Genomic DNA, 14,156 nt, shown 5'->3' on the forward strand with positions numbered 1-14,156 from the left:
CCAATAATGGTTCCAATGGTTTTATAGAGGATTGCTATATAGAAGCTGGTAGTGCAGGTGATGGTGCTATGGGGGGCAGTGGTGGTAATGGTGGCTTAGGTGGTCTTGGTGGTGCTGGTGGTGTGTCTAATTTGGCACAGTTGGGAAGAGGTGGAAATGGTGGCGCTGGCGGTACTGGCGGTCGTGGCGGTCGTGGTGGAGAAGGTGCTGACGGTATCGAAGTAAATATTTTTTGGGATGGAAAAGGAGTTGTACCAGCCGCACGTGATTCGGCATTTAATTTATCAGGGCAACCAACTATTGTTGTAGAAGATATTAATTGCAGTAACAAACAAGTACGATTTAGAAATACAACATTGCCATCAGGTACAGGAAATACAAATTGGAATTTTGATCTTGTTGCAGGAACGGCAATGCCGAATAATAGTAGTGATAATCCTGGAGTGACAACCTATTTAAATACAGGACGTTATACGGTTAGGAATGGAACGGGACCGAATGGGATTTACAGAGGCTTTCAAAACATCGCTTTCCCTGGTCCTGCACAACCAACTATTTCAACTACAGCAGTACCTTTAGGTGGAGCAGATACATTTCAAGTATGTATAGGAGATATGCCTATCTTTACGAGTTCTAATACTACGGATACTATTTATTGGAATTTTACAACAGCCATAAGCCCATCTAATCCAGGTAATATACCCACTGTGTCGGGTATACCATTTAATGTGGCAGGTTTTCATGTGATTGAATTGTATGTTCATTCAGCTTGTTGTGGACCATCTCCTAGGGATACCATTTGGTTGCATGTAGTACCCAATCCAAATGTATTGCCTTTGCCTAACGATACCATTTGTATAGGAGATACATCGGAGATTAAATTGTTGGGGTTAACTGGCTTAGATACAGTTGTTTGGAATCCATCTAGTGGTTTAACCCAAGTTACACCAGATTCTTTTATTGCAGTACCTACAACGACAACAACCTATCGAGCTACTATATCTAGACGACTAAGCAGTGGAGGACAAACGTATTATGCTTGTCCTGTAGATGTAATTACTGAAATTACGGTATCATCTCCTGTGACAGCGAGTATTGCTTCTAAAGTAGATGTAGCTTGTAAAGGCGAATTGACAGGAGAAGCAACGGCACGAGGCGTCGGTGGAGGTAGTACTAGTTATCTCTATCAATGGGATGCTGCTGCTGGAAACCAGACAACAGCCACAGCTACTGGACTGGCAGCAGGAACATATTGTGTTACTGTTACGGAGAGCATGTCAAATTGTTCCGATGTGGTTTGTGTTACCATTCAAGAACCTGCTTTGGTAACATTCATTAATACAATCTCATCAACAGACGTATCTTGTAATGGTGGTAACGATGGAAGTGCTTCTGCACTAGCACAGGGCGGAACTCCATATACTGTAGGTTCGCCGTATAACTATACTTGGTCAGATGGTCAGACAGGTCCAACAACAACAGGATTGGCGGTCGGAAAGTATTATGTAACAGCAACGGACTCATTAGGATGTCAAGGGATAGATTCTATTATTGTTAATGAACCGGCTATAATAACGCTCACTACATTTACCGCTCCTGTAAATTGCCATGGAGATACAACAGGTGTTATTTCGGTATCTCCTAGTGGTGGGGTAGGAGGCTACACTTATCAGTGGAATGCTGCGGCGAATAACCGAACTAGTGCAGTGGTTAATAATTTGAAAGCTAATATTACTTATTGTGTGACGGTCTCGGATGCTAATAGTTGTACAGCAACTATTTGTGAAACATTATCAGAACCACCAGAATTAGACGTAGATATCTTTATTTTAAATAATATTTCTTGCCATAATACAACAGATGGGAGCTTGTCTGCCTTTTCAACAGGGGGAACAGGGACAGGAACATATGCTTGGTCTACAGGACAAAATACGGCGACCATCAATAATCTTGGTGGAGGTATTTATACAGTAACAACAACAGATGGAAATGGTTGTACGGTAACTGATACAGAGACCTTGGTTGCTCCTTCACCAGTTACCGTTACTTCATCGATAGTTGGAATTACTTGTCATGGAGATTCGACCGGTGAGATTGCTTTGACTGTTAACGGGGGAACAGGTACTTATACGTATCTTTGGTCTACGGGAGCGACAACTAGTACCCTTACAAATTTAAGGGCAGGATCATATACGGCTAGTATTACAGATGGGAATGGTTGTATGACATCGACAAATATCTCATTGATAGATCCCGCTCCAATTCCTGCTCCAGATATTCGAGCATTGGATACGATTGTCTGTGAAGGGGAAGACATTCAACTCATATCTTTTACTTCTGCTAATCAGCACAATTGGACAGGACCTAATGGATGGACAGGACAAGGACAGTTCCAAATTATTCCAATTTCAGGAACGGTTCACGATGGCGTTTATTCTTTATACACTGAAAATAACAATGGTTGTGTATCTAGAGATACTTCTATTAGAATTTATGTCAACCCATCACCTACAGCACCTATTTTATTAGGAGGAGGAACGCTATGTTTTAACGATACAATAATTTTGGAAGCAAGTGGAGGAACTTGTGATAGCTTATATTTTAATGGACCAATTAGTACAATTGGAACAACAGATACGATTCTGTTGATTCCACCCTTTTTCCAAAATCATCAAACGGGCTTGTGGACTCTAAGTTGTGTTGATACACTAACGGGGTGTCGTTCTGAATCGGCTCCTATATTTATCAATATGCAACCTTCTCCACCGCAACCTATTGTTAGTAGCAATAGCCCTATTTGTGTTGGTGATTCTGCTGTTTTGATAGCGCCTAGCGTGATAGGAGCAATAAATGAATGGTTTGCAGATTCTAATCAAAATGTGAGTTTGGGTGTTTTTGATACCTTGCTGAGATATAATTTGTTTGCGACAGATACTGTATTTTTAGTTCAAACCGTCAATGGTTGTCCTTCTCCAATTAGTCGAGTAATCACAACTGTTAACCCAAAACCTAGTCTGCCGATTATTATAAGCAATAGTCCCGTATGTGAAGGAGATACCCTACAATTTAATACTCCTTCATCGGGAGCTAATTATGAATGGGCACACGAATTTAATGGCTTTAATTCCAACCAAAGAGATCCTTTTATTTATCCTGTTGGTGTATTGGATTCTGGTCGTTATGCATTGGTTATAACCAATAGTTTTGGATGTGTTTCAGATACTGCATTCGTACAAATTTCTGTCAATGAACTACCTATTGCACCTATTACCAATACCAATAGCCCTGTATGTGAAGGCGATAGTATCCTTTTGAGCGTTAGTTCCATTTGTGATACGATCTATTGGATCAGTCCTTTAGGCAATCAATACCGCACAACAAGTCCAATGTTAGGAATTGATACCAATAGTGTTGATTATGTTAATGGTCCATGGAATATAATTTGTGTCAATGCAGCAGGTTGTGCATCTGCTTCTACTATTGATACTGTAAGAATACGCCCCAAACCTATTTTCCCAACCATACAAGGAAGAGACTCTGTTTGTATAGGAGATAGTGTACGCTTGGGTGTTTTCCCTGTGTTTAATGCAAATTATACCTGGACAACAGCAGGGAATATAGTTGTTAGTAATAACAATCCAGCTACATTTTTGAATATAACAACTGATACAACATTCTACTTGACAATATCTGTCAATGGTTGTTCCGACAGAGATAGTGCTCGTGTTGCTGTTTATCCTGCTCCTATGGCTCCAATACCACCAGATACAATTCGCATCTGTGAAGGCGACACATTACGAGCATCAACGATAACACCAGCATTGGGGTATCAATGGAGGAACCCTATAGGGAATACTAGCCATGCCGCTATGCCTATGAAAGCTTCTGCGACATTACAAGATAGTGGAACATACCGTTTAAGAATTATTGATTTGAACGGTTGCGTTACACCTGACACGACATTTGAAGTAATTGTCAATACTTTGCCCAATGCTCCTACTGTTGTAGATAATAATCCTTGTCATGGAGATAGTTTAATTCTTGTCGCAACAGGAAACGATGACTATACTTGGTTGAGTTCTAATGGAACGACTTATACTGGTGATACGGTAGTACTTTTGTTTGGTTCATTGGATTATACTGCTACTTGGGATGTTGTTGGGATCAATAATGCAACGGGGTGTGCCTCATTGCCAACTTATCATAGTCCTTCAGTGCGACCTACTCCAGCACCCCCAGTGGCATCGAATAGCGGTCCTGTTTGTGTAGGGGATTCTGTTAGACTATTGACACCAGTTGTTGCAGGCGCTAGTTACAATTGGATAGCCTTGCCAAGTTTGACACTTGTAGGGGGCGCAAATGAGATTGTGGTGCCTAATATTACCAGTAATCGTTCTTTTAGATTAGAAATTGAAGTAAATGGTTGTACGAGTGCCGATACAACACAAGTATTCGTACACCGTGCGTTGCCAGCACCTCAATTGCCTGATAGTATACTTGTGTGTGAAGGCGATACCCTATTTTTAACAACTGCTACCATTGTGCCTGTAGGGGGGAGTTACGATTGGTCTGGACCGACAGGATTTACCTCCAATCAAAAAGATCCATTTATAACTCCTGCTCAATCTATTCATAATGGGGTTTACACTTTAGAATTGATAGATACTACAGGCTGCCCATCGGAAGATACTACTGTACGAGTAATTGTCGTCCCTCCACTAGCGGCAACTAGTATAACTAGTCCAAGTACGAATATTTGTAGAGGCGATTCATTGATTTTGATTGCGGCAACTACTTGTGATAGTATGGTTTGGGTAAATCCTTTGAATCAATTGGTTGAGGGAGGAGATACCTTGGTGCTGACAGATACTAGTGCTAATTATTTAGCAGGAGATTGGAATTTAATTTGTGTGGATACTGCAACAGGCTGTCAAAGTGTCTCGAATACAATTACCATAACTATTAGAACCGTTCCTAATCCACCCGTTATTACACAAAATGGTCCGTTGTGTGCAGGAGAGGATTTAAATCTAAGCATGGCATTGGTTAGTGGTGCCAATTATCAATGGTACGCGAAGAACCCAATATTATTAATTGCCAATACTTCTAGTATTACTCTTTCAGGGATTACTACAGATACGGTGTTTTATGGTGTTGTTGCTGTTAATGGTTGTTCTGCTTTAGATTCTGTTCAGGTGATCGTTAATGCGCTACCTGCTCCACCTAATGTTGATGCTGTATCAGATACGATTTGTGAGAATGATTCGTTGAGATTAGAAACTTCTACCAATGCAGTGGCGTATAATTGGACAGGTCCGAATGGTTTTAGCAGCATACAACGTAACCCAATTGTTGCCGTGACCTCATTGGATACAGGATTTTACAGTTTGACGATTACAGATACTTCAGGTTGCCAGTCTACAGATAGCATACGGATACATATCAATACTGTGCCAATCCAACCTACAATAACTACTGCAAATAACGTTTGTTTTGGAGATAGCATTCATTTGGAAGGAGGGGCTTGTCACTTGTCAACATGGTTCTCTCCAATAGGAACTACATTGGATGTGTTTGGAAGTTCAACTTTAATTATATTTGTTGACAGTGCAGAATATGTCTCTGGGGCATGGCGTGTAATTTGCACCGATACAATTACAGGATGTGTATCGGATACGTCATTGCCTGCTAATATTACGATTAATACTTTACCCGCTAGTTTATTACCGAGTAACAATGGTCCGATTTGTAGTAACAGCACGGCTACGTTGTCTGTTCCTCAACAAGGAGCCTTAACTTACGAATGGGCAGAGGATCGTTTATTGACAACAATTATCCAAACAGGACATGTAGCCAATACAGGACTGTTAACTTCAGATCGTACATTTTATGTTCGAGGAACAACTTTGGCTGGCTGTTCAACCATTGATTCTACAACAGTAGTTGTAGTAGCTCCATTAACAACGCCTGATATCTTTGCTGCCGATACCTTGCTTTGTGAAGGAGATAGTATATTATTGGGAACCAATGCGAGCCCTTATACTTACTATTGGACAGGTCCGAATGGATTTGCTTCAAATAGGCAGTATCCTATTATTGCCACAGCGACTACAGCGGATAGTGGTTTATATACATTATTGGTAGAAGATAGCAATGGTTGTCTTTCCCCCGATACAAGTATTCATATTGCGGTTCATACAAACGCATATACGGGATTGACCTTGTTAAATCCGAATAGTGTATGTACTGGAGATTCTGTTGTTATTGAAACAAGTGGAACTATCTGTGACAGTGCTTTGTGGGTTGGTCCAATAACAACACAAGGAGGGAGCTTGAACCAAACGATTGTTTACCCCAATGATAGTAACTATGTCAATGGGGCTTGGTATTTGATTTGTTACGATACCTTGACTGGATGTTCTGCGGTTTCTAATACAGTATTGGTGAATATTGATCCAATCCCTCCTAGACCTATTGCCATTAACAATGGTCCCGTATGTATGGGGGATACGGTTGAATTATCTGTAGTGGGATCTTCTGGAAATAGAACATTTTGGTATGCAGATTCTTTGTTGACCAATGTTATTGATAGTAGCCTTGTGATTACAGTAGGAGGTATTGTTAGCGATACAACCTTTTATGTACAGCAAGTAAGTACCAATGGTTGTTTGTCACCGGTCGCTAACACGACTGTGAATTTGCACCCTCGTATTACACCTATTGTGTATCAAGATACGGTAGAAGTTTGTGAAAGAGATTTGATACAATTGGGTGTTTTGACGAATGGCAGCAATTATAGTTGGGTAGGACCAGGAGGTTATACATCATCCCTACAAAACCCAACAATTAATAATGCAACGATGACTGATGCTGGAAACTATATAGTATCTATTGTTGATAATAATGGCTGTCTTTCTTTTGAGGATACCATTGTTGTTATTGTGAAGAGTAATCCAACGGTACCCGTTCTTAGTCATAATGGACCTGTTTGTGAGGGCAATGATTTGATCTTAAATGTATCCGCTGCTTGTGATATTTTTAGATGGACAGGACCTTCGGGGGCTCCATTCGATTCTACTGTTACTACCTTAGTAATCCCTTCTAATCATCCCGATTATAGAGATGGAAGCTGGGAGATGTTATGTATCGATAGAATCACAGGTTGCCAATCTTTGTCTAATATTGTCAATGTAGATATTATAGAAAAGCCTTTGTCGGGAATTATTGCCAATTCGGGACCAGTGTGTATTGGTGATTCTGCAATTTTATCAACAACACCAATTACAGGGGTGACTTATGATTGGAAGCTGGCAAACAATACTTCGGTCGATACAGGGCAATCTATAAAGGTCTTAATAACCACGACAACGACTTTTTATTTGGAAGTAACCACCTTTAGCGGGTGTTCATTTATAATAGATTCTACTACTGTCAATGTTTTTGCACCAACCCCCAAGCCTTCTATTAGTAGTAATGCGCCTATTTGCGAAGGAGATACTTTGTTCTTGACTTCTTCTTCCTTAGCACCCAAGTATACTTGGACAGCTCCCAATGGTTTTGTTGACACTACTCAAAATACAATGGTTTTGGGAGTAAGCCTTGCGGATTCAGGTGTGTATACTTTATCGATTATAGATACCAATGGATGTGCTTCTTTAGATACAAGTCTGAATGTAATTGTTCACCGTAGACCTAGTTCTCCCACGATTACAGGACTGCTAAGTATTTGTGAGGGAGATAGTTTATTATTAAGCGTATCTGGTGCTTGCGATTCAGTATATTGGATTAGTCCATTAGGAAATATTTTCTCTGGAAATAATTTGAGTATTGCAGCAGATAGTACGGGATACGAAGCAGGAACATGGCAAGCCTTCTGTTTGGATACGATAACAGGCTGTGAAGCTGCATCTGCACCAGTCAATATAACCATTCGTTCTAAATTTGCACCTGTTGTAACCAACAATGGTCCAGTTTGTATTGGAGAGGGAGCAATATTGAGTACCAACTTTATCGTAGGAACCTATACTTGGTGTAGAGATTCTCTGATGACCGACACCATTGTAGGTGCTAATGGTTTCGTAGTGTTTGTCAATAATTTGCAAGCTGATACGACATTCTATGTCGTCGTAACTCCGTCAGGAGGCTGTAGCTCAGCACCCACTCCAACAACTGTTTTAGTGCGTCCTGCGGGACCCGCTCCTATAGTTCCTAGTAATTTGAGTGTTTGTGAAGGAGAGGACATTATTTTGACTACTACCACTACTGCTTCAGCGTATCATTGGAGTGGCCCTAATGGCTTTGGATCTAGTCAAGCTAACCCTGTTGTTTCGAATGCCGATACTTTAGATGCAGGAATTTATTACTTAACAGTAGACGATCTTAATGGCTGTACGACCGATAGTGCCCAAATAATAGTAACTGTTGATACCTTGCCAGTAGAACCCAATATCAAGCCTTTTGATGTTATCTGCCAAGGCGATACTTTATTCTTGGATGCTGATAGTACGAGCAATCATTGTGACTCAATGGTATGGGTAGGGCCTAATGGGCCTAACTTTGCAATCTCAGGCTCCAGTATCTTCATTTTACCTAATGATACCAATTATGTGGGTGGTTTATGGGTGTTAAGATGTATTGATACTACGACAGGATGTTTTAGTACTTCTAATGCTAGCTTGGTTATTATTTCACCTTTGCCAGATACACAAGCTACATTTAGTAATAGTCCTATTTGCATCGGAGGAGATGCTGTGCTCAGCACCAATGTTGTTAATGCATTTCACACCTACACTTGGTATTCGAGCTTGGCATTGGATACCGTAGCAGGAACGGGGCAAAATCCAACAATACCCAACATAACAACAGATTCTACATTTTATTTGGTGATAACGAATGGCGTTGGATGCCATTCCGCTCCAATAGCTACTCCCGTAACGATTCTACCGCCAAGTACAGCACCCGTTGTACCAGCTGACTTTGCAGTTTGTGAGGGGGAACCAATTGTTATGACAACAAGTAGCCTTGCTAATGCTTATTATTGGTCTGGACCCAATGGTTTTGTTGATAGTGTTCAGAATCCAATTGTTACTCCTTCCGCTACATTAAATGACACTGGGCGATACACCTTGATTGTAGTAGATAATAATGGTTGTTTGTCTAGAGACACTTCTGTTTATGTCAGCGTTAATGGAGTGGCGACGGCGCCTACGATTAGTTATAATGGTCCTATTTGCGAAGGAGATACCTTAGAGTTATTTTCTTCAGGGTTATGTGGTCAGTCTCAATGGATTGGACCCAATGGAAATAGTGCCACAACTTTAGGAAGTCCAGGCGGTAACAATGTACTTTGGACAATTGGTTCTAGTACAGCTATTCCTTATGGAAATGCCAACTATTTGGGGGGAGATTGGTATACAGTCTGTATCGATACTCTTACAGGTTGCCGAAGTATATCGGATACTATTACCATTGTTATAGAACCACAACCTCATATTGTTGCAGTTGTAAATAGTGGTTCTGTTTGTAGTAATGACAGTGTCAACCTTAGTGTTTCTGTTGTTGGTTCTACGGCAAGTACAATTACTTGGTACTCTAATTCTAATCTGTCAACTAGTAGTCAGATAGGAACAGGAACCTCTATCAATGCAGCCGTGGGAACAACGAATATAACATTTTACGTTCGTGCTATTTCAGGGAATGGTTGCGAAAGCATAGATTCTACAACCGTTATAGTATACCCAACACCTTTAGCTCCTAACTTAACGGATACACTTACTTTGTGTGAAGGGGAGTCGATTGTGTTGAATACTACCACAGCAGCTAGTGGGTACAATTGGTCGGGACCCAATGCTTATAGTAGCAGCTTGCAAACACCCGCAGCGATTGTTGCTAGCGCGAATACCGCAGGAACATATACATTGAGCATAAGTGATGCCAATGGGTGTGTATCGCCTATAAGTGCGATGGAAGTACTAGTTAATCCCATACCTTTAGCTCCAAGTGTGAGCAATACAGGACCTGTTTGTATGGGGGACTCGGTGACCTTGTCTACCAGTTCTACTGTTGCTTCTGCTAATTACGAATGGTTTCATGTAAATACAGGGAATAGTGTAGGATTTGGAACGCCACTTAGTTTGGGGAATATTAGTTATGCAGATACTGGGCGTTATTATGTGGTGATTACTACGAATGGATGTAGTGTTCGTTCTTTGGATAGCACAACTGTTGGTGTTTTTGGAAGTGGTATTGCTGCTGCTTTTGCAGGACTTGACCAAAATTTATGCGGTTTGGATAGTACAGTATTAAATGCTAATCCTGTTGCTTTGCCCAATGTAGGAGTGTGGACAAGCAATAGTGGTGCTACAATTGTTAATCCTAATGCTTCCAATACTACTTTGTTAAACATTCCTATAGGAACAAATACTTTTTATTGGACTGTGACAAGCAATAGTTGTAATGCATCGGTCGTAGATTCTGTTGTAATTACAGTTGTTCCTATTGGGGCAGATACGGCTTTTGCAGGACTTGACCAAAATTGGTGTAACGTGACGACAACAGTATTAGCAGCCAACATGCCAAGCAGCAGTACAGGAACTTGGACACAAAGCAGTGCTCAAACTAGTATAGGGGTTGTTATAGATAACCCTATTAGCCCCAATACACAAGTAACGGGTTTGCAATCGGGGCAGTTGTATACCTTTGTTTGGTCATTAGATAACGGTGTTTGTGGAACTTATGATTCCGATACGATGCTTGTAACGATTGATGATATTCCTAGTGATAACGCTTTTGCAGGAGCAGATATAATAGCTTGTGGATTGGATACGGTTCCTTTGCAAGCGTTTAATTCTACTTTGGGAAATGGTTTGTGGAGCACGAATACTTCTGCCGTGATTTTAAATGATAGCGTTTCGACAACAGCAGTAACTAACCTTCAACAGGATACAACGGTGCTGGTATGGACACTATCAAGTGGAAATTGTGGTGTTTATTCTAGTGATACTGTTTTGGTCATTCAAGGAGGAATCGCTCCGATTGCCAATGCCGATAATTTTACGGCTACAGCAGGGAACACAACAACCATTAACGTACTACCGAATGATGTTTTGACAACGAATTGGGATATTTATATCAACACACCAACAACCAGTGGTCAGTTGCTTAATTTAAATAATGGATTGTTTGATTTGACTTTACAATTAAGAGATACTGCTAATCAATACTTTATTTATGAGTTGTGTAATCCTGATTGTCCCAATAGTTGTGACACAGGATGGGTTAATATTACTGTGTCAACAATAGGTGATTGTGAACCGCCCAATATTTTTACACCTAATGAAGATGGTACAAACGATGTGTTTGAAATTCCCTGTTTGAGTAATTTAACAGGCGCAAAATTATTGGTCTTTAATCGTTGGGGAGATCTAGTGTATGAAACAGATCAGTACAACAATCAATGGGATGGAACACATGAAGGCAAACCTTTGCCCGATGCTACTTATTTTTATATTCTTAAAATCGGAGACGAAGAACCATTACAAGGATCGGTTGAAATCCGAAGATAGAGACAGTATTAATCGCTTAATACTCTTGTGACAAAATCATAAATAGGTCGTAAGTATTTGAGATACTTGCGGCTTATTTTTTTGAAAAAACAGATAAGACCTTTTTATGAGAAGGTTTAGAAAATTAAAATTTTGATACATAAATAAGTGGGCAGAAAAAAAAGAATACTACAACAGTTCGTTAAGCAAGTAGCAGTACTAAAAATCGCTATTTTTATGGTACCGTATTTTCTGATTGTTTCCTTAATTTGTAACCAATGGATAAGAAAGACATTATTATTTAAAATTTGACCACTACTTCTTTAGACCTCGCTCTCTAAACAACCTCTAATATGATACGATTAATGGGAATAATAGGGTTGCTTTGTGTTATTGTTACAAGCACCTTTGCACAAGATAGTTTATTATTGAATGATAACTTTGATGATAACCGTTTGGAATGGTATGAAATAGATAATAATAATCTAAAGATAAAAATACAAGATGGTCATTATTATATTAAAAATAAAAATAATGTAAGCCAACGGCTGAATAGAGTTTTAGACAACCTAATGCCTAATCAAGAAGATTTTACCGTAAAAATTAAATTGCGTCAAATTGCAGGAAGCACAGGAATTGGATATGGTTTGGTGGTAGGATTGACAAAAGACAATCGAGATTTTAAGAAGTTGCTGATCAATGGAAGAGGGCAATTTAAGGTAGATAATTTTTATAACAATGCCAGCCATATTTTGGCGAATTATAAAGATGAAGAAGCTTTGAATAAAGTTTTTGAGTATAATGTCTTGGAGATAAAGAAAGATGCACAAATAATGACTTATGCGATCAACGGAAAGATTCTGGGAAAAAGTGTAGGCGGAAGTAATTATGGAAATCGTATAGCATTTTTTTTAGGAGGTAAAATGTCTGTAGAAATAGATTATATCACCGTGACCAAGCGACCTTCTGGAATTCAGGTGGTTGAAAATGCCAACAAAATTGGACAGCGAGTTCGATTAGGAGAGGAAATTAATTCTGATTATGCCGAACTAGCACCAATTTTGTCTGCGGACGGGAATACCATGTATGTATGTCGTAACGATCATCCTGAAAACATTGAAAAGGGCAATGATATTTGGGTTACTCAACGTATGGAAGGTGACCAATGGTCTCTACTAAAAAACATTGGAAAACCATTGAATAATGACGGGGCGAACTTTGTTGTTTCTGTTTCGCCAGATAACAATAGTTTGGTTGTTGCCAATAGGTATAATGAAGATGGCTCTCAAGGTGGAAACGGCTTATCAATAACACACAAAACGGCAGAAGGGTGGTCAATACCTCAAGCAGTAGAAATTAAGAATTATTACAATAAAAATCGTTATGTAGGGTATTTTTTGTGTACAGACAATAAGACACTTATTTTATCCGTGCAGCGAGACGATTCCGAAGGACAAAAAGATTTATATGTAAGTTTTTTGAGAGAGGATAATACATGGTCGGTGCCCTTGAATATGGGAAAATCGGTCAATACCTTTGCAAATGAAGCAAATCCTTTTGTGGCGGCGGACGGAAAGACAATGTATTTTGCCTCACAGGGGCATTTAGGCTATGGAAGACATGATATATTTGTAACCAAGCGTTTAGATGATACTTGGACAAACTGGAGTATACCTAAAAATTTGGGACCTCAAATAAATAGTTCTAAAGAAGATTTAAGTTTTTATTTAACGGCGAAGGGAGATCAGGCTTATATTAGTTCTGGAGGAGATATTTGGAGCATTGAAAACCCAGAAAAACCAGAGCCAATTGTTTTGATAAAGGGGAGGGTTTTTAATGCCAAAACCCAGCAACCAATGGCCGTGCCTATTCAATACCAAATTCTAAATGATTCTACGGCCAATTTAAAGGCTTCGAACTTAGGAGTAGCTAGCTCAGACCCCATGACAGGGAGGTATCAAATTGTCTTACCTGCGGGAAATCAATATAGTTATCAAGCAGAAAAAGAGGGGTTTTATCCCATTAGCAATTTTATTGATTTAGTAGATTTGGATAATTATAAAGAACAAACAGTTGATTTGTATTTAACTCCGATTGAAAAAGGACAAGAAATTCGTCTGAATAATATCTTTTTTGAGTTTAACAAAGCTGTCTTAAAGCCTTCCTCTTATTTAGAGTTAAACCGTTTGGCAAAAACTTTAAAAAGCATCCAAGGTGCTACGATTGAAATTGCAGGTCATACGGATGATAAGGGGAGTAGTGCCTATAATTTAGAACTTTCTCAGCAAAGAGCTGCTGCTGTTGTTGCTTATTTAATCGCCAAAGGAATAGAGCCTAAAAAGCTCAAAGCAGTTGGTTATGGAGAAGCAAGACCTTTGGTAAAAAACACTTCAGATAAAAATCGAGCAATCAATAGGCGAGTAGAATTTAAGCTACAATAAGTAGGTAATAAACTTGTTGATTCTTTCAATTCCAAAACTATAATAATGATTGGAACTCCATAGCCGCATTCTATTAATGCTTATTATAGAAGATAATTATATAGCAGAAAAGAAGTAAATATTTAACGTTTATTAGAATAAATTTGTTAATTTAGTTTCTAATGAACTGAAT

General features: G+C 39.4%; 2 protein-coding genes. Both read left to right on the top strand.

What is annotated here, in order from left to right; all coding sequences use genetic code 11:
* Positions 1-68 precede the first annotated feature (68 nt).
* The gene (locus CG11_RS25855; RefSeq protein WP_231512836.1) at positions 69-11,564 is read left to right on the top strand and encodes a gliding motility-associated C-terminal domain-containing protein; all 11,496 of its coding nucleotides are present in this window, start codon (positions 69-71) and stop codon (positions 11,562-11,564) included.
* A 332-nt stretch (positions 11,565-11,896) separates the two neighbouring features.
* Positions 11,897-13,984 (top strand): OmpA family protein, encoded by a 2,088-nt coding sequence (locus CG11_RS25860; RefSeq protein ID WP_081909661.1) that lies wholly within the window; start codon positions 11,897-11,899, stop codon positions 13,982-13,984.
* Positions 13,985-14,156: the final 172 nt, after the last annotated feature.

It is taken from the genome of Aureispira sp. CCB-QB1, from assembly GCF_000724545.1.
Taxonomy (GTDB): domain Bacteria; phylum Bacteroidota; class Bacteroidia; order Chitinophagales; family Saprospiraceae; genus Aureispira.

What these genes read in the sequence shown, in the direction of transcription:
- CG11_RS25855 (WP_231512836.1), top strand. Translation starts at nt 69, where the DNA reads ATGGGGGGCAGTGGTGGTAATGGTGGCTTAGGTGGTCTTGGTGGTGCT.
- CG11_RS25860 (WP_081909661.1), top strand. Translation starts at nt 11,897, where the DNA reads ATGATACGATTAATGGGAATAATAGGGTTGCTTTGTGTTATTGTTACA.